21 protein-coding genes and 1 pseudogene are annotated in these 19019 nt (G+C 46.4%); 4 read left to right on the plus strand and 18 right to left on the minus strand.

The features are described from left to right. Positions 1-80: 80 nt before the first annotated feature. The 9 genes from H581_RS0125925 to H581_RS0125970 form a co-directional block, all read right to left on the minus strand. Complete coding sequence (locus tag H581_RS0125925) at positions 81-599, minus strand: GNAT family N-acetyltransferase (RefSeq protein WP_051251377.1); 519 nt, start codon at positions 597-599, stop codon at positions 81-83. A 56-nt stretch (positions 600-655) separates the two neighbouring features. Continuing rightward, entirely contained in the window at positions 656-1003 is a 348-nt protein-coding gene (locus H581_RS0125930) for a DUF4260 domain-containing protein (RefSeq protein WP_028612537.1), read from the minus strand. A 97-nt stretch (positions 1004-1100) separates the two neighbouring features. Beyond that, on the minus strand, positions 1101-1412 hold the full coding sequence (locus H581_RS36710; protein ID WP_028612538.1) for a YybH family protein: 312 nt from the start codon (positions 1410-1412) through the stop codon (positions 1101-1103). 33 nt (positions 1413-1445) lie between these two features. Beyond that, positions 1446-2210 carry a hydroxypyruvate isomerase family protein gene (locus tag H581_RS0125940; protein WP_028612539.1) on the minus strand — a complete coding sequence of 255 codons (765 nt, stop codon included), beginning with the start codon at positions 2208-2210 and terminating at the stop codon, positions 1446-1448. Between the two features lie 264 nt (positions 2211-2474). Then, positions 2475-3437: a phosphotransferase family protein gene (locus tag H581_RS35430; RefSeq protein ID WP_051251378.1), complete on the minus strand. Its 963-nt coding sequence runs from the start codon at positions 3435-3437 to the stop codon at positions 2475-2477. A 248-nt stretch (positions 3438-3685) separates the two neighbouring features. Next, positions 3686-4366, minus strand: a complete 681-nt coding sequence (locus tag H581_RS0125955) for a protein kinase family protein (RefSeq protein WP_028612540.1) — start codon at positions 4364-4366, stop codon at positions 3686-3688. A gap of 549 nt (positions 4367-4915) precedes the next feature. Then, entirely contained in the window at positions 4916-5371 is a 456-nt protein-coding gene (locus tag H581_RS0125960; protein WP_028612541.1) for a DinB family protein, read from the minus strand. Positions 5372-5513: 142 nt separating this feature from the next. After that, positions 5514-6806, minus strand: a complete 1293-nt coding sequence (locus H581_RS0125965; protein ID WP_028612542.1) for an MFS transporter — start codon at positions 6804-6806, stop codon at positions 5514-5516. A gap of 30 nt (positions 6807-6836) precedes the next feature. Next, entirely contained in the window at positions 6837-7520 is a 684-nt protein-coding gene (locus H581_RS0125970; protein ID WP_028612543.1) for an ArsR/SmtB family transcription factor, read from the minus strand. Positions 7521-7676: 156 nt separating this feature from the next. Between H581_RS0125970 and H581_RS0125975 the strand changes: the two genes are divergently transcribed. Further along, positions 7677-8501 carry an HAD family hydrolase gene (locus H581_RS0125975; RefSeq protein ID WP_169507545.1) on the plus strand — a complete coding sequence of 275 codons (825 nt, stop codon included), beginning with the start codon at positions 7677-7679 and terminating at the stop codon, positions 8499-8501. 264 nt (positions 8502-8765) lie between these two features. On the opposite strand, the gene H581_RS0125985 is transcribed toward H581_RS0125975, so the two are convergent. Beyond that, the gene (locus H581_RS0125985) at positions 8766-9779 is read right to left on the minus strand and encodes an aldo/keto reductase (RefSeq protein ID WP_028612545.1); all 1014 of its coding nucleotides are present in this window, start codon (positions 9777-9779) and stop codon (positions 8766-8768) included. Positions 9780-9891: 112 nt separating this feature from the next. On the opposite strand from H581_RS0125985, the gene pdxR reads away from it, so the two are divergent. Next, positions 9892-11313: a MocR-like pyridoxine biosynthesis transcription factor PdxR gene (gene pdxR / locus H581_RS0125990; RefSeq protein WP_028612546.1), complete on the plus strand. Its 1422-nt coding sequence runs from the start codon at positions 9892-9894 to the stop codon at positions 11311-11313. Positions 11314-11322: 9 nt separating this feature from the next. On the opposite strand, the gene H581_RS35435 is transcribed toward pdxR, so the two are convergent. Beyond that, complete coding sequence (locus tag H581_RS35435; protein ID WP_028612547.1) at positions 11323-11586, minus strand: YceI family protein; 264 nt, start codon at positions 11584-11586, stop codon at positions 11323-11325. 149 nt (positions 11587-11735) lie between these two features. On the opposite strand from H581_RS35435, the pseudogene H581_RS39775 reads away from it, so the two are divergent. Further along, positions 11736-11903 (plus strand): annotated as a pseudogene (locus tag H581_RS39775) (histidine kinase dimerization/phospho-acceptor domain-containing protein); the annotation flags it as partial. A 203-nt stretch (positions 11904-12106) separates the two neighbouring features. Continuing rightward, the gene (locus tag H581_RS39780) at positions 12107-12358 is read left to right on the plus strand and encodes an ATP-binding protein (protein ID WP_425414655.1); all 252 of its coding nucleotides are present in this window, start codon (positions 12107-12109) and stop codon (positions 12356-12358) included. A gap of 210 nt (positions 12359-12568) precedes the next feature. Here H581_RS39780 and H581_RS0126005 read toward each other — a convergent pair whose 3' ends face one another. The 7 genes from H581_RS0126005 to H581_RS0126035 form a co-directional block, all read right to left on the minus strand. Then, a complete protein-coding gene (locus H581_RS0126005) occupies positions 12569-13420 on the minus strand; it encodes a DMT family transporter (RefSeq protein ID WP_028612549.1) in 852 nt (283 codons plus the stop codon). Between the two features lie 978 nt (positions 13421-14398). Beyond that, positions 14399-14530 (minus strand): SDR family oxidoreductase, encoded by a 132-nt coding sequence (locus H581_RS39105; protein WP_245600155.1) that lies wholly within the window; start codon positions 14528-14530, stop codon positions 14399-14401. Next, positions 14523-14657: an SDR family oxidoreductase gene (locus H581_RS39110; RefSeq protein ID WP_342663453.1), complete on the minus strand. Its 135-nt coding sequence runs from the start codon at positions 14655-14657 to the stop codon at positions 14523-14525. Before H581_RS39110 ends, H581_RS39105 begins: the two co-directional genes overlap by 8 nt. Before the next feature lie 138 nt (positions 14658-14795). Then, complete coding sequence (locus tag H581_RS0126020; protein WP_051251380.1) at positions 14796-15983, minus strand: epoxide hydrolase family protein; 1188 nt, start codon at positions 15981-15983, stop codon at positions 14796-14798. An 85-nt stretch (positions 15984-16068) separates the two neighbouring features. Continuing rightward, positions 16069-17013, minus strand: a complete 945-nt coding sequence (locus H581_RS0126025; RefSeq protein WP_028612552.1) for a helix-turn-helix transcriptional regulator — start codon at positions 17011-17013, stop codon at positions 16069-16071. Positions 17014-17088: 75 nt separating this feature from the next. Next, the gene (locus tag H581_RS0126030; protein WP_028612553.1) at positions 17089-17523 is read right to left on the minus strand and encodes a GNAT family N-acetyltransferase; all 435 of its coding nucleotides are present in this window, start codon (positions 17521-17523) and stop codon (positions 17089-17091) included. A 69-nt stretch (positions 17524-17592) separates the two neighbouring features. Continuing rightward, positions 17593-18777 (minus strand): serpin family protein, encoded by a 1185-nt coding sequence (locus tag H581_RS0126035; protein ID WP_051251381.1) that lies wholly within the window; start codon positions 18775-18777, stop codon positions 17593-17595. Positions 18778-19019 lie beyond the last annotated feature (242 nt).

Here is a 19019-nt window from a genome sequence, read left to right on the forward strand (position 1 = left end):
CGTCGGGTTCCGCCACTTGCCGCAGTCTGTTCCGAATCGCGACGTTATCTTACCTGAAATACGGTTCGCAATATTTAACTTTAATTAACAATCAAAAAATAAGTCATTAATTCCTCATCATATAACTTCTCTTTATAATTAAATGATTCCCTTTCAATACCATATACTATAAATCCCATAGATTTATACAGTCTTCTCGCGCTCTCATTAACAGTTATAACTCCAAGATTCACTTTTTTTAGTCCGTCAATTTGGGTAGCTTTCGATAATAATTCTTCAATTAACCTTCTTCCCACATTCTGGCCTCTGTATTTGGGTTTAACATAAGTACCCCATAGATTGCCCTTATGATTGAGTTTCTTCGACTGTTCCCGAATGAATCCAACCATCCCTATTATCTTATCATCTTCTGTAAAAGCACCTAAAATGAAATTCTCTTGAGTAGCACTGATTCTAGCTGCAACCGACTCTAGCGTCTTATTAATTGATTCATCATAATCTGCAGAAAATGCTTCCGGATGATCTCGCAGTGCTTCTAGTCTTAAATCCCAAAAAATATCCACATCATCCGGCACTATGTTTCTTATAGAAATCAACATTAACTTACCTCCCAAAAAAGGATGGTCCTCCACTTCGTACCCGTTAGTTGAACAGCCTAAAGCCGATTGATGTGCGTGTCTTTAAAGCCGAAATCATACTTCAACCCATACCCCATGAAACGATCGATTCCGATATGTGCCGTCCAAATCAACCCAATTTCTATTACGAGGTCCATATGTACAACGAGTCCAAATAAAAGGACAAGCGTACTGAGTAAATACGTGTGAAAAAGATTGTAAGTTCTTGCACCTACTACATTTCCTTTCAAATACCCAAGCATTGATATGTCAGGAGCAAGTATCAACAGGATAAACAACCACCAACTGAAATCGAAACGATAATACACAAAAATACAAACAATGAAAACTACCACATTCTCCAATTTGATAAGTATTTTATTCATGGATTATGATTGCTCCTCCAATAATTCGGCCGAATATAACTACCTCTTTTGTTCCCGATAGCATAATTACATTGAACTCGGGGGTGAAAATCTCAACTCATGCTTTGCCGTTTGTATCACAGTTCATTCGCTCTAACAACTCCGAACCGAATGGGTGATCGATGATGTACCGCCAGCTACCGTCCGGCTGTTTTCTTACTACTTCAGATGTGTGACCTTGAATTTGAATCGGACTTCCGTCCTCTGCTGTGTAATGTAGAATGAAATGTGCACGGAGCAAAGCGAGAGCAGTAGCAAGTTGGCCGGTTTGAAGTCCAAAGAGCGGATCGGAAAAATTATCCATGAACCAAGCCGGACGTAAAAAGGAGGAACTAGGGGTCACCTCACTAAACTTTCCTTTTCGCCACATAAAAAAGCCCGCCGCCACAGCAGGCCCACAGGCTTACAGCCATTCACTATACGCAGCAGCCATTCGCCGCAAACTTTCCACCGGATCTCCTGCCGTAAAATACTCCAGGCCTACATACCCTTGATACCCGGCTTCTGTCAACCGCCTAAAAATGTACGGGTAATGAAGCTCTCCCTCACCGAGCTCACCTCGGCCCGGATTGCCTGCCGAATGAATATGCCCAACCCGCTCCAGCATACGGAGCAGATTCGTCGTCACATGCCCTTCGGTAATCTGTTGATGGTAAATATCGAAGAGCATTTGCACTTGCGGATGACGGACTTCTTGCAGAATATCCCAAGCCTCCTGGGAGTAGGACAAAAAATAGCCGGGATGATCGATAAGGGTATTCAGCGGTTCTACGGCCAGCGTCACACCGGTCCCCTCCAGCAGAGGAAGGCTCGCACGGAGTCCTTCTACTAAGCTCCGCCGCTGCTCCTCCCGGGGTACACCGGCTTGCTCACTGCCCACTGTCAAGATGAGCGTTCGGCACTGCAGTCGCTTCGCCACCTCCAGCGTTTCTTTTAATCCATCCAGATAAGCCGAACGTGCGGAGGGTTCTGTCAGATTCGCTTGCTTCACACAGAAGGCACTGAGCGATAAATCCAGTTCCTGTGCCAGCTTTGTCATCAGACCTAAGTCCTTCTTCTCCCAGCCCCAGAACTCGAAGGCCCGAAAGCCCTCTTCCTTCACCTTACGAAGACTGTCTTCCAATCCTAGCTCGCGAAACACGGAATCGATACATACCGATAGCTTCACACGTTACAACCTCCCATACAGCACGGCTCCAGCCTACTATGTAAATCGGAACCAGCCAAAATCGAAATTCGAGCCCGACAGGAAGAGAAAGGTCACCTTCTGCATCCCCGTCACATGTGTCCAATGCAAAGGCTGCTCTTCATATCCCTCGGTCCTTACGAATTCGACCAATTGCTGTTGTTTTCCTTCCGGACTCGTGAAGCGAAGTTGAATCGTGTTCTTCTCAATCGGTGATCTGCCGTAACGACAAGTAAGTACCGAGTACTATCCGCGGGAAGCTATAAACCTGACCCATCCCCGCTCCGCATTTTGTTGCGCCCACTGCAAATGATTGTTATCCGTATAAAGCCGATACGGACACTCTATATAAAGAATGAGATCCAAATACAAATCGTAGAGCGCTCTTCTGTCGCGCTGCGCCGGCGTCAGTTCCTGTATACCGTAGCCTTCAAGGAACGAATGAGAGTTATTGAAATGGCCAAAATACACCTCCATAAGCGGATCGCCCCATAATGTCCGTTCAAAATCGATTATCCCCGTAATTGTACCGTCCTTTACAAACACATTTCCGTCCCACAAATCCCAATGCACAAGTCTGGGCTCTGTTACTTCATCAAGCGAATCGAGCCGGAGCGAGATTTCATGCCGTATCGTATCATAATCGGCAGTCAGCTGTACCCCTGCACTCTCGCCGTCAGAAAGCACGCTTAACAGCATGCGATGAAAGGTGTCCTTCCACGAAGGACCAGCAATGCCGCCTACCGCATAAATGCCGAACCGTTCTCCGCGAATTTCATTGATTCGACGGTTATAAACGCCTAACTGACGTTCAATTCGAGACCTTTGCTCCTCAGTCAGACCCTCCTTCACCTTATTGTAAGGCTCGCCTTCCAGCTTCTCCATAATGAAGTACTCACAATTCACGAGCGATTCCGAAGCGTCATAGGCATAAACGAGCGGAACAGGAACGGAGCCATCCTGCCTCACAAGACGCAGCACCTCCACCTCGGTGTTCATAAGCCCCTGTTCGTACGTCATCATCTTCGTATTCGAAAGCGGCGCCGCCTTCACGATATACGTACGGCCGTCCTCTATCGTAACGGAGTAGGCTGCGTTCGCCCAGCCATCCGTCAGTTCCTTAACGGCTGACGCCGGTTGGCCGAATGCGTGCTCTGTTATTGCAGACAATTCACTTTCGGTCAGATTCCATTTTATTCCACTATTCATAGTTGGTATGCTCCCTCATACAATTTCGTTAATGGCTTTAAACAAATACGAGAATAGATTAACATATTTTGTATGAAGCGGAGTGATTTTTTTTTTTGGTGGGAGCTTTGTTTGAAAGGCGCTGCTTATCACTGCCAACGTTCAACTCTTCGCATTTTCGAGCTGTTCTTTTGGGAGGATTAAGGCTCGAATATGTAAAATGTCAACAGAATTTAATCAAGGGTCTGAGATAGTAATCTTGTCCTAGTTCATTTGCGTTCCCTAAAGAAAAGCCGACTCACACGTTTAGAGAAGTCTTCTATTCCAAAACTTGCCGAATCAATCCGGTTATACCAGTTCGTTATGGTTTCCAATATCCATAAAGGTACCTGTACCTCGCATATCAGAGGATAAAAATGTTTGTATGCCCATACCAAATGTTCCCATCGACTATCGTTTCCTTCCTTGATATATTCCGATACATCAAGAACTTTTCCTTTTCCCTCCTGCAAAAGAACATTTTTTAAATGAATATCCCTTGGGTTCAGCCCCTGACTTCGGACAAACTCGCGGGCCTCCTCAACGTCTTGGATCACTTTCTCTGGAACACGGATACCTTGTAGAAGACAATCATATAAGGTAACTCCTTGTTCAAAACTTAAAACCAAATAGTTAGGTCCGACTCCATAACATTGGGGGAAATACTGCGATCCTTTTAAGCGTTTGTATATACCTGCTTCCACTTCCTTTTTCTCTAATGCCTGAGCGGAATACAATTTATATGCGTAATTAGGGGTGTCCGGGTAGTAAAAGACCGCGGCATCCGTTCCGATGCCGATGCAACGCAAATCTTCTGCAAAACCGATGACGGAAACAGGCTTATTTTTTTCATGACCAACGACCTCAATATCCCTCAATGCTTTCTCAGCTTGTTTCCAATCTGAAAACATAATCATCTTCTCCTTGTTGTTTTGGCATTATTTTCGCCGACGGGTCCATTACCCTATTTTAATCCAAACTGAGCAAGCAATGCACAGTTCTGCACGACAATTCAATGTAAGTAGTGAACCATCAAATCAATTATAATGTCTGAATCGGGTTTTACTGTCCTTCCCATTTCTAAGAGATTGATTGTGAGTACTAAGGAGGAACTGAATATCTTTAAACATTGGGGACAGACTCCATTCATTGTAATCTGCTCCTTAAGACGTCATCAGATATTTCCTGCATTAATTACCCATTATCTGAACAGGCTGCCGAAATATCGGCAGCCTGTTGTTATTGCACTATCGTCAGTAATAGGTAAGCATTTGATGTGCTCTCCGGCTTTTCCCTTGCCCCACACGGAGCGTGCGAGTTTCTCCGCACTCCGCGCGCCATTCACACCCCATGACCTGTCAGACATGACGCATGCAGGAGTATTAGCGGGATGGTTTCGGGAAACATGTCTCCTTCATTTAACAAAGTATTGGTGGATCTGAACTTCCGTATCCGTTTATTCATGCCAAACAACGCCTTATACTCGTTATGACTCCCGCATGAAATGCTTCATGGCTTAGTTGAAATAGTATGATCTCTCCGATAGTGTTCATATGGAAAAACGGTTCAATTAGTCTTTCTTCCAATCTTCCTCGTATTGCGTCTATGACGTCATCTTGTTGTTTATATAAGCTATGTCGAAGTTCAATCAGCAAGGGAGGAGTTTCAACCCAAAATGATGGCATACTGCCTGAAGGAAACATGGAGTGATACCGAGGGGGTAAATGCCTTTCCTTCTGAAGATTGGCAAACACTGCATGATCCCATCCAACCAAGATGTGCCCGATATTCCACCTTATATTATTCGAGAAACCCTCAGGAATACCATCAAGAAGACGATCGTCCAGAGACTCTACTAATTCAATCGTCCATCTTCTCCACATTCTGAATTGTTCAAAAACCTGTTCTTCGCTCATTAATTCAGCCGCCTTATCCGAAATAATTCGAACTACGTCAACGCCCATTCCTTTCTAATCATTCGGCAGGCTTCTGCTACTATCCTGCCGTTCGTAACGAAGGGCTGGCATGCGCAGCCCTTCGGCATTGCTATCGTAGACGTTAGTTCAAAGAGATACTGTCTTTATGTTTACTCCGGGACCATACCACAACCGGAATGAGTAAAAGTGCGAGACCGCCTCCAACAAGAGACAGCGTTGCGTAACTGGAATTAGCTACAACCATGCCGGAAAATGCTCCGCCCGATGCCCCGGCCAGCGCCATTAACACATCAATGGTTCCTTGAGTTTTTGCACGAGTTGCAGGATCTGTGGCATCCACGATAATGGCTGTCCCACTGATCAAGCCAAAGTTCCAGCCAAGTCCCAACAATGCAAGAGCGATTATAAGTACCAGCATAGAATCTGCAGGCGCTGCAGCAGCGACGATACCAGCAGTCAGCAGAACACCTCCCGAAGCTATTGACATGGCTTGGCGACCGATTTTATCAACTAGAACGCCTGTAATGAGGGAAGGAAAATACATCGCGCCGACATGGATGCCAATCACTAATCCTACATCTCCCAAACTATGCCCGTGATGCTTCATGTGTATTGGCGTCATTGTCATAATTGCAACCATCACAATTTGAGTTAAGATCATTACGGTTGCACCTATAATTAAGCCTCTGGTGTTCATTTTATCTGAGCTCATCGTTTGCGAATCTGCTGGTTGGCTTGCTTTAGTTATAGCTTTCGAGACAACGAATGGGTCAGGCCGGAGAAAAATAAAAAATACCATTCCTGCAAGGATGAAAGCCACTGCAGCTAAAATAAAAGGACCCGCAAGAGCCGGGACACCGATTGATATTGCAAATTGGCCCGTAACATCTACCAAGTTAGGACCCGCAACCGCACCGACGGTAGTCGAAACCATTGCTATACTTATCGCTTTTGCCCGTTGGGTTGGCTTAGCTAAATCAGTTCCTGCATAACGTGCTTGCAGGTTTGTAGCGGTGCCTGCACCGTAAACAAGCAGCGATGCAAACAGAAGGACGATACTATGGCTTACTGCAGCCCAAATTACCCCAATAGCACCGATGCCACCTGCCAAGAACCCAACGGCAAGCCCTAATCTCCGCCCGTAACGTTGCGAAATACGTCCAACAAGCAAAGCGGCCGCAGCAGAACCAAGGGTGAACAAGGCGGCGGGAACACCTGCATAACTTTCCTTTCCCAGCATATCTTGTGCAAGGAGTGCGCCGACCGTTACGCCTGCTGCAAGCCCCGCACCGCCGAAAATTTGTGATATGACCACAATCAGCAAGGAACGCTTATACAGCTTTTGCCGCATATCAAGGGAATCGACGTAACCTCGCAAATGGCTGTCTTTTATACTACGGGATTCATGCGTCATCGCTTAGTACCACCTTTCTCAAACTTCATACTAAAGAATCTCCTTGGGTGAAATATTGGAATGCTCTACGTAACGCTTCCATTCGTGTACACCCTCTTCTATACGTGACGCTTTTATGCCTATGCTTTTTAAAATTTCAACCGCTCGAGCAGACATTAGACAATAAGGGCCTCGGCAATACGCCACAATTTCCTTATTAACCGGTAAAGTCGCAAGATGTTTCTCCAGTTGTTCAATAGGAATCGATATTGCACCTGGAATATGGCCCATTATATATTCATCCTCTGGCCGAACGTCTAACAATAAAACTTCTCCTTTTTCCATCAGTACCATAAGCTCCTCTAAAGCTATCGGTTCCATACTTGCGTGATGTTGCAAAATTTCAGTCTTTAATCGCTGAACCTCCACTAACTGCTTTTCGCTAAGTCGATGTAAGGACACCATAAAATCAGCGACAGATCGTTCAGCGATTTCATAAATCACATAGTTACCCTTCTTGTTGAATCGAACCAATCTTGATTCATGCAGCGTTTGCAAGTGCTGCGATACATTTGCAACACTCATTCCGGTAATCTTGGAAAGTTGATCTACAGATTTGGGGCCTTGAGCAAGCAAGTCGATCAGTTCCAACCGTTTCGGACTAGATAGGCACTTACCAATGCGGGCAAACTCCTGATAAAGTTGATCTTTCCATATTCGCTCTAAGTTCGTCACAAACTCACCTCAACTATTCAATTGTTTTATTGAATATTTCTCATATTAAAGCTGCTACTCTTTAATGTCAAGATTTTCCTTCATGTTCAGTTACTAATGATTTACAAATGAAGCTATCCTATGATACTATTGATAAAATTTTCAATAGGAGGCGTCGTGAACAATATACTAGCTGTTGTTTTGGATTTAGACGGAACGTTGTTAAATACCCATCGTGAGGTTTCCCGGCGAAACCTTCACGCTGTATTGGACTGTCACAACAACGGGATTCAAATCATTATTGCTACAGCAAGGCCTTCACGGTCGGTTCGGATGCTGCTGCCGGAAGCACTTCTGCAATTAGGCTGCATGATTTACTACAATGGCGCCCATACCGTGGACACTTCATGTCAAACGGAGGATCATGTGCTGATTGACCATGAAACTGTCTCCGATCTTTATGACGCCATTACCGCCCGAAGTGGTGAGCATCTAGTTTGCTTTGAAGCGCAGGACGCCATGTTTAGTAATCGTTCCTTGGCTTCGGAGCATTTTGATATTCTCGGCATGCCTTCAGACGCTCCGGTTCCTACGGTACTGTCCAGAGAAGAAATTAACCAGCTATGTCCTTCAAAGCTGCTGTTTCCCAATGTGCAAAATATTTACATGGAGTTGAAAAGCAGCTTCTCGCACCGGGTTAAGTTAATTCTAACAGATGGAGGCAGGCTGGTTCAGATTATGAATTCTTCCGTATCCAAGGCGGGTGCATTGGGACAAGTTTTGAGCCGAAGAGGACTTACTCCGGATCAGGTGATGGTTTTCGGGGATGATTACAATGACATGGAGCTGTTTGATCTTTGCGGGTATCCGGTGGCAATGGGGAACGCTATTAAAGAACTGAAGTTTAAAGCCGCCCGAATAACGGAGACAAATGACGATGACGGCGTAGCGGTTACACTTGAAGCGTTACTGCAATCCCGTCGTATACATCAGGATTCTTAAGCACTTAAATCAGATTAGTTATCAAGAGCAATCTGTGGAACTTCTTCCGGGGGAACCAAAGAATCCGCCCTTGAAAATTCATTTGGATCTGATAAGATTTCATCGAATCTAATCCATTTATCCATACCAAACTTTCTCCCTTAGCATTAAAAGCAAGCGTCAAACAGCCCTTATCATGCAGACATGATGAGGGCTGTTTGAATGGCGGCAACTTTGTGTCGATTTTCTCGCTAACTGGGTACTTTACTTATTGTGAGAGCAGTATTATATCCGGTCCCGGAATTCCTCCTGCGCAGCCAGCAGCTGCCCGATCTGCCGCATCTCGGCAACCGTTAAAGGCCCGAATGACATCGCCTTCGCGTTCTCAGTGACATGCTTTACGGTTCGGAAGCCCGGGATGGGAATCGTTACATCGCTTCTAGCCCATAGCCAGGCAAGGGCCCCCTGGGTCAGAGACCGTCCGCCTGAGGTCAACACTTCCCGGATAGCCCGCAATTGGTCCGTCATCTCCTGCGAAGGAACCCCGTCTTTAAAATACGTTAGCCACTCCAAGTCGCCGCGACGCCGGATATCCTTCGGATCGTGCACGTGTACCACTTCCGAATATTTCCCTGTCAACAGCCCCATCGCGAGCGGCCCGCGGTTAATGCTCGCTAATCGGTTGCGTTCACAAACATCCAGCATTGCGGCATTATCGAGAAAGACGTTCAGATTATGCTGGATCGCCACGCAATGCTTGCTCAGAGCGAAATGCTCGGCTCGGTCAGTCATATCGGTGGACCAGCCGAAGAAGCGAATTTTACCCTCGGTTACTAATTCCTCAAGCGCATCCATAACCTCCTGAGCCAGATGCTCCGGATAATCGCCCAAATGAAATTGATAGAGATCGATATAATCGGTACCAAGCCTGCGCAGCGAAGCTTCGCAAGCAGACTTGATGTAGGTACGGCTCGCATTATATCCTGCCGCCATTTTGGTTTCTTCGTTGGTGACGTACCCGAACTTCGTCGCCAGAACCGCCTTATCACGCCGCCCCTGCAGCGCTTGTCCAATCACTCTCTCACTGTGTCCGGCACCGTAATTATCGGCGGTATCGATCAAATTAATGCCGTTATCGAGTGCGCAGTGGATAGCGGCAATGGATTCCCTGTCGTCGGTCTCGCCCCATCCGAACGGCTTGCCCGTTTCCTCGTCGTACCACGGCCCGCCGATCGCCCAGCATCCGATTCCGAGCGCACTGACTTCGATCCCCGATCTTCCCAATTTTCGTTTGATCATTCCTTCATCTCCTTTGAATTTGATTTCATGTTCAGTATAATGAAGGAGATTGGATATCATAAGAGCCAAAAATGAACCAATATTAAGAACCAATTCGAAGGAGAGACATCGATTGTTCGGATTTAGTCCAGTAGAAGGCGCAGGTTCCGTCACGAAGCAGTTATGCGGCTATTTGCGCGAAAAAATCGAGAGCGGAACGCTCTCCCCCGGCCTTCAGCTGCCGCCGACGCGCAGAGCCGCCCAAGAGCTTGGCATAGCGCGGAACATCGTGATTGAGGTCTATGAGCAATTGACTGCCGAAGGATATATGACGTCGAAAGCCGGTTCCGGAACGTATATCGCCAGAGGCATCGAAGTCCGGTCTCAAGCGACGAGCTATTCCCCGTCTTTGCTAGTGTCGGCGTCCCCCGTTATCCCTGTTGCGCACAACACGAAGCTGATAGATTTTGACGCGGGAACACCCGATCTGTCTCGGTTTCCGCGCAGGCTCTGGAGCAAATACGTGAGAGAAATCACAGATTCGGAGCCTGCGAACGTATTTACTTACGGCGATGTTCAAGGAACGCCGGCACTTCGGGAAGCAATCGCCGATTATTTGCACCGGGTGAAGGGCATTCGCTGCAGCACCGATCAAATCGTGATTACGTCGGGCATCTCCGAAGGCTTCTTGTTGCTGGCCTCCGCCTTCTCGGACCGATTCCGCACCGTATATGTAGAAGAACCGACGATCGGGTTTGTCGCCGATATTTTTCGGAAAATCAAGTATGACATTAACCCGATCGAGGTCGATCATCAAGGGATGAATATAAGCCGAATCGAGCGGTCTGCACCTAGCGGATTGATCGTCCTGACGCCCTCTCACCAATACCCGACGGGCAGCATTCTCTCTATTCAGCGGAGGCAGCAGGCCGTCACGCTGGCCGAAACAGCCGGGCATTATATCATAGAAGACGACTATAATAGCGAGTTCCGCCATAAAGGAGGACCGGTTCCACCCCTGCAGCTCCTTGCTCCATCGCGAGTGATTTATGCAGGCACGTTTAGCAAAACGTTGTCGCCTGCGCTGCGGATCGGCTTCCTCATCGTTCCTCAGAACCTAATCGAGCTTGTCGTTCGGACGAAGACGGAATTGAACCTGACGACTTCCGGTATCACGCAGTCGGCTCTCGCACGCTTCATTATGGAAGGCCACTTCAACAGGCATATCCACAAGATGAGGGCTATCTACAAGCGAAAGCGCCTCTTCCTGGCAGATCAATGCCGCCGCATATTTGGCGAATGTGTTGAAGTTGTCGGGGACGAAGCCGGCATGCACGTCCAGCTTGCCTTTCGGCAAGACCTGTACGGACCGATCGATTGGCACGGGCTCGAAGTGTTCGGCGTCCGCCTCTACGCCTTCGACGACTATGCGATGTTGAAAGGACACCACCCCGGCAAGGTGGTACTAGGCTACGGGAATCTGACGGAGGAAGAGATTTCCGAGGGGCTGCGGAGAATCCGGCAATATACCGAAGCTTGGAAGCGCGGTTATTGACTTTCCTTTTCAAAAGATGAATTCATTCAAAATAGAGTAAAAAGCTTTTGCTGCTTCAGCAAAAGCCCTTTCTATATATTCGTCCGATCCCGATGTGATGGACTTTGCCGTGTACGCCGACTGCGGGAACTTCTCGTCGGCGAGCAAATCGTCGCGCTCCTTCACATGGCCGTCGCGCTGACTGTTGCCCGAATCAAGCGCCGTCATATCGACGACTCCTTCGCCAACCATTGCCGCCGCGTCGTTCAAATCAACCGTCCACGAGCCCGTCAAGCAAGGCTTCGGCCGCCTACGAGATCAGCCATGGGCGCTACGATGTCCAACTGCCGCAGAAGGTGAAGGAGCGGGAGCTTAACGAACTGATCGTATCGTTCAAAGAGATGGCCGGACGGTTGGAACAATTGGAGCATTCCCGTAATTATATGCTGGCAGGCTTGATGCATGAGCTGAAAACGCCCGTCACCTCGGTGAAAGGGCTCGTCCATGCGGTCAAGGAAAAAGTCGTGCAGAACGAGGATGCGGACGAATTCCTCAGGATCGCCCTGCAAGAGACCGGTCGGCTGGAGAGAATGGTTGCCGATCTGCTCGATTACAACGCCTTGGCCGCCGGACTCGTTCAATTAAACCGTCAGAATCTGGATGCAGCCGCGCTGCTGACTGAAATCATCTATCAGTGGACGCTGCATCAGGACGAAGATATCCGCGAGCCCGAGCTCTTGCTGTCAAGACAGCCCATAGAGATTGAAGGCGACCGCTCCGCATTCAGCAAATTATCATTAATCTGCTCAACAACATCGTACAGGCCAAACACCCGGACCGCCCGCTCCGCATCCGCATTGTACTCCGCGAATGGAAGGACGGCTGCGCCGAAATCGTTATCGCCGATAACGGCTCCGGCATTCCTTTGTCCGAGCAGGACTTGATCTTCGAACGTTTTTTCCGCGGGGAAAGCAAGAAGCAGATCATACGGGGTCTCGGTCTTGGCTCGACGTACAGCAGGCTAGCAGGCTGCTCGCGCAAGCCCAAGGCGGCGAGCTTATGTTGAAGGAAAGTACCGAAGAGGGCAGTTCATTCGTACTGACGCTGCTGCTTGTTGCAAAATAATATTCTTATGATCCGGTTCACTGAGCTGTCTGAAACGGCAAGAAAAGAGTCCATCCGGAATTGGATGGACTTGCCCTATTCTTTTCAATCCTGCCATAATGGGAAGAAGCTATAGTTGAGCTATAGTTACCCGATGAATGATGTTTTGTTCCTACCCCCATACTCCTACGATGATAACTCCCAGCGTAATTAAAATTGATGTAAGCAATCGTCTTGTACCATGTTTTTCTTGGAGAATAATTATTCCCATAATCGTACCAAATACTGTTCCTATTTCCCTCATAGGAGCGAGCTGAGCTACAGGTGCGAGCGATAAGGCAAATAAGAACAACAGATAACCAGCAGGTGCAATAATCCCGCCTAACAACATTATCTTCCAGTTTACTTTTAGTTCCTTTCGCATGCCTTTGGATTTAAAAGTTACCCATGAAAGAGCTAGTAAATTTCCTATATTTGTTGCTTCGTTTAAAACTACAGGTGAAACATAGTTCAATGCAACCTTATCAACAACAATGTAACTAGCTATGCATATCCCTACTGCCAACGCCAACACTGGCGCCTTTAATGTTGATGAATCAGAATCATTTCTTTTGAGTTTTATGTTGCTTAACAACACGATTCCTATGACAATACAGGTTACGCCTATCCATCCAAATGCAGTTAACTTTTCGTTAAGTAAAGTCACTCCTAAAAGTGGTACTAATAAAGGGCTGGTTCCTCTCATAATCGGATAAACCTGTGATAAGTCACCCACCGAATATGTAGCAGCGAGTAATCTAATATACATTCCGTGCAGGAGCATGGATGCAAGTATTGCCCAACAACCAGTTATAGTTAAGCTGTCATCCCATTCAACTATAGTCCACGGCAAAAACACAATAATTGCGACAAGTTGACAAAACCAAAGAAAAATATTTTTGTTTATGCTTCTTTTAGTATAAAGGTTCCATATTGAATGCAGGCAACCAGAACCGAGTACGAGTATTACAGCTAAACTAAACACTGGATCTGATTCCCAAATAACTTCAGAATTTCCGCCAATACAAGTCCCTCCTTAGAACGATGGTTATATTTATCAACAATCTCAATTTCAAAAATATCACCCACATCCAGCACCGAAGTAGCCATCTCCAATATAGAAGAACTCTGCGCTTGGGAATACTAACGCTACCGTAGCAGTTGATCTCTACTGCACGCATACTCCACAAATATTGAACGAAGCAGGTTCCATTTTTCAACCCTTCAAATATGAAAAAAATACCTCTTTTTATAGGGGGGCCGATTGTTATACTGTAGCTATCCGATTTCGGGAGGGAAGAGCTAGAGCTTGATACCTATTTCTGCAGGCGGTCCACCGGGTTGTTGAAGGAGTTCAAAATGAATAATATAAATAAACTAAACTACATAACATTAAGGGATCTTGTAATTATATTCCCAATAATCATAATAGTGATCGTGTTGAGAGACTTCGAATTTTCTGTTAGTGGTTATGGCGCAACAGCTCTTTGGTTAAATTCATCCATGAATTTAATTATAATTTGTTTACTACTTTATGCATTTATTCGCCTTTTAATTAAAAAAAATATTATATTTAATGAAAAATCACTTTGTTTAGGTAGGATGAAAATGCAATATTCTAATATTAAGAAAATTAATATGAGCAAAAAATTTATTGAAATATACACCAACAATTCGAAATGTCCTTTCTTTTTTTTCGTATTAACAAAGAATGAGATTGATGAAACGAAAAATATCTTTCAAAAAATTAGTATGGAGAATAATATTCCTATAAAAAAATCTTAAGAACTGTCGCGAATTTGATTTTAGTATTTACTTATTTATTAAGCTACTACAGGATAGCATAGTGAAGGGCTGCCACGCGGCAGCCCTTTCGTATTGTATGCTATCGTATCCGTTAGTTCAAGCCACTTTTGGGACTTAGAGCAGACATTATTTCAGCTTTGACAGTTGTGATTTAAATTTATAAACCGCCGGTAACCGGAAGATATGTGCCCGTTACAAACCGCGAGTCGTCTCCTGCTAGAAACGCAACAACCCCTGCCACATCGTCTGGATTCGCGATACGTCTCAACGGCGTAAAGTTACTAATCATTTGCCTGTCTGCATCGCACTAATCCAGGAGCTATCACGTTGGCCGTAACGCCTTGCGGGCCGAACTCCTGAGCGATGTAGGAAGAAAAGCTGTCCATTCCTCCTTTTGCCGTTCCATGCGCGATCATATACGGTGACGGACCACAAGCTACTGGAAATATATATGATTCGACCTGCCTTCTGTTCCACCATTGACGGAATAACCGCTTTTGTCGTTACGAATTCAGCTTTGTATACTCCCTTTCGTTTACTGGTTTGGCATGAAATTAGCGCAGCTTGTTAAAAAAAGTTCGAATGTCTTCAATCAACAAGTCCGGCGCTTCAAGCGCTGCGAAATGGCCACCCCTGTCAAATTCCGACCAATGCACGACATGATGATCGCGTTCGACCATTCGGCGGATCGAAGAATCGTTCGGGAATACTGCAACGCCTGTCGGAACGGTAGAACGCGGCCCTGGTACCCCCCACGACACTGAATCTTCCTTGTAGATGCGAGCCGAGGACCCTGCAGTCCCGGTAAACCAATATAACGACACGTTAGTCAGCAGTAGGTCGCGATCTACTGCATCTTCCGGGAGCGAAAAGGATGGATCGGTCCATTCTTTAAATTTCTCGATAATCCAAGCTAACTGCCCGACTGGCGAATCCGTGAGGCCATACGAAAGCGTCTGCGGACGCGTTGCTTGAATGATAGCATAGCCCGACGTTTCAAAGCCTTGAGAGGTTAACCTGTTATATCGGTCCATTTCCGCATCTGTCAAACCTACGCTTTCCGAAGGATCTCCTAAAGGGAAAGCGGACAACCCGTTGGAGTGAATGCCGATAACGCGATCCGGTGCAATGGATCCAAGTTTCGGAGAAATAATCGCCCCCGTATCCCCGCCTTGTGCGCCGAAGCGTTCGTAACCCAATCGACTCATCAGTTCCGCCCATGCCATTGCTACACGACTGGTGTTCCAGCCGGGTACCGTCGTCGGACCGGAAAACCCGAAGCCTGGAATCGAAGGGATGACCACATGAAAAGCGTCTTCCGATCGACCGCCATGCGCCTTTGGATCGGTTAGCCGACCGATAATATTCATGAATTCGACAATTGACCCCGGCCAACCATGGGTAAGAATCAGCGGCATGGCGTCGGGTTCAGGAGATCGCACATGGAGGAAGTGTATTTGTTGTCCGTCAATCGTGGTTATATATTGCGGGAATCGGTTCATTTCTTCTTCATACTTTCGCCAGTCGTACCCGGACCGCCAATATTCTGCGAGTTCGGCAAGATAATGGACAGGTACACCATAGTCCCAATCAACGCCGCTTAGTTCGTCGGGCCAGCGGGTGCGTGCCAAGCGCTCTCGTAAGTCGTCTATCGATTGCTGGGGAATCTGGATTCGGAAAGGCTTGATATCGACGTTATCGTTGCAGTTAATATCCTCAAGTTGTTGTTCAATCTTACTCATTCGGATTACCTCCTCTATTGTTCGGATCATGGCATGAAGCATGTTCCTGAACAAATGATAATCCATCCTTGTTGACAACGGGCTGTCAACAATCCCGATACATTTCGCTAATTTCTATCGCCGCTTTTTTTACAGCAGAAGCGATCCTCGTGGGTTCCAGCACGCACACCCCAGTTCGAAAACTAAGCAGAAAGCCAATCAACCAGTCGTTTTCCGGATAATGTACACGCACGATAAACGACCCATCGGACTGCCGTTCGATTTCGGACTCATCGAAATGATCCTCGACTTGGACTCTTGCAGCCCCATTGAATTTTAGAACCAAATCGATCATGTTATCATTACGCTTTGGGCCCCATCGCTCGTTCAATTCGGATAAAGAGACTTCCCGTCGCTCAAACTTGTCATGGAGCACTGTTAATCCGCGGATCCTCGATAGTCTGAAGTTGCGAAAATCGTTGCGTTGTAAGCAGAAGCCGTACAAATACCAGGTATACCCCTTCAAAACGAGACCCATCGGTTCAACCCGCCGCTCGGTTTCATTTCCTTGCATGTTTGTATAGGTAAAGAAAATCACCTTGGATTCATCGACGGCTTTGCTCAATGCATCGTATTTTAACTTTTCGGCGTGACTTTTTCGCCAAGGGTGTAGGTCGATCATGACGGATTCCGTCTTAATGAGCCCCTTCCCCTCTGCTTTCGACACTAATGCACCGACTTTTTCCAATAACACGTCAAGCTTCCCGCCGTTATACGCTTTTGATGATTGAAGTCCACGCAAGGCAGTCGTGAGCGCGGTGAGATCATCCATCGATAGCATCTGCCTGTCCAGGCGAAAGCTCTCCATGATTTCGAAACCGCCTTCTCCGCCCGTATAGGAAACGATCGGGATGCCTGCCATATTCAATCGGTCCAGATCGCGGTAAATCGTACGCAAAGACACTTCCAATCGGTCGGCCAAATCCTGCGCTTGCACCCGTTTCCGATTTAATAACAAGATAGTAATGGCCATAAGTCTTTCTAGATTCACTACTTCTCCCCTCTCTGACTCTCTTCTCTTTCCGGATGACGTCGTGGGATTGTTCAGCTATTGTAACCCGTTATCTTAGTCAGCTCTCGATAAAGATTTTTTGAAATATACAGCGGATTCATCATATCCAATGGCTTTATAGAAATCGCTTGCTCTTCTTGTAGCAAGTGCAACCAGCTTTGAACCACGCTCAACTGCTTTTGCTTCAATAAGCACCATAAGGTTCTTTCCGACACTCTTTCCCCTATAATCTTCTAAGACGAATAATTCCTCCACCCAACTGATTAAACCATTTGCGTAAAAAGTGGAGTGATGAAAACCTAATACATATCCAATAATACCTGTTTCAATCTCTGCAACGAATAAGTCTGCATTTTTGTTACTCAAAACTTCAAGAAAGGTTCGTGAGAAATCTGTTTTATTCAACTTAAAACTTGTCGAAAGCTGAGCGGATAAATCAAATAACTCCTCTTCATCTTTAGAAATTGCATTTCTGTAATTAATACTCATTGAATCCCCCCTCGAAATCCAACATGATAAACTTCACTCGATAATATCATTTTATGGATTATAATCCTTTCATTCCTGTCCCGGATTCTCAATGCAACCCATGAACAGCATTGTACCGGTCGAACCGTCTTCGATCGTGAAGAAGAACGGCCTGTTTACGTCCATGGTGAAGGATTGAGTAGCCGACTCCGCTTTCACTTCCACTGATGTAACCGCAGCCGCTTCCGTCCCTTGCTCATTAACTTCGATAAATGTCTTGTGCTGTACATTACTAATGTAAAGATTTGGCGGAATCGGCGCCATGTTTCCGAAGTTTGCCCGTTTCGGGTCAAAAGCGATTTCCATGCCCAAAGCTTTTAAAGCATCGTTCAATGAAACGGAATACTCCGACTTAAATCGCGGCACGCGGAGTTGTCCGTCTTCTAAATGGAACCCCTTAGTCAATTGATCGGGATCCGAGAGCAATACGGACATCATTTTACCGAGACCGGGGCTATCCACCGTTGGCAAGTAAACCACCATCCGTATAGTCCCTTTGCCGTAAGGCATGCGAACAGCCTGATACCCTTCTCCTGCTTTATACTCAAACTCACCTGATTGACTCATCATGGGAACTTGAATCGTCGACCCGTCCGGAATGGCAAATTCGCCATCGGTAGTCGCGTTTTCTTGGAACGGACGCGCCCATTCCCCATTGAAGTAGATTGCGTTTATCAGGAACAGAACCGTCAATGGATCGATTGGTCCTTCTACGATCTTCTCGATCTTTCCATTCGTTTTTTCCTTCACCCATTTGTTGATTTGATCCGGTGTTCCTGGTGCGGTCAGGTCTAGCGACGTCACTTCGGCGTCGTAATAAGTGCGGTTGTTGTCAAGGAATGTTTTATGGAATTCTTTCCCTTCTTTAGCCCACAGTGAATTCGCGATGCTTAACACTACGCTTGGATCCGCATGTTCAAGCACGTAATTCAGCACTTCGTTTCCCATGTTGATGTCTTGGAGCGTCAGCCCATTGATGCGCAGCACATCTTCCATCGCCTTCTTGGTCTCGGCGTCCGCGCCGTTATAAGTCATGACCAATGCGTTCTGAATGCTCAAAGGCGAAATAACCTTGTTACCATCGCGCTTTTCCGATTTCAGCAGCTCTTGATATAACATCAGCCCGAATTTATTATTCGCCTGCACCATTCTTTCGTTCACATCATTTGTAGTATACGTCAAGGTTGTTGGAGCTGGAGTTGTCGCCATATTCATTCTTGACACCCCTCCGCACCCAGTAACCATCAATATTGCTACGATGCAGCAGATAGTTAGCATTTTTCTCATATTAATCTCCTAGAAGCAATTTATCATCCTAGACGGGTGATAATACCGATATGTTGCAATAGGCGTGAAAACCAAAATCGAGGCACTCGTTCCACTAAAGAACGATACCCCCTGTGCCGGCGCTTCCACTATTAAAACTTTTTAATTCCAACTGCTTTCTTTCCCACAAC

This window comes from Paenibacillus harenae DSM 16969, assembly GCF_000422465.1.
GTDB classification, from domain to species: domain Bacteria; phylum Bacillota; class Bacilli; order Paenibacillales; family Paenibacillaceae; genus Pristimantibacillus; species Pristimantibacillus harenae.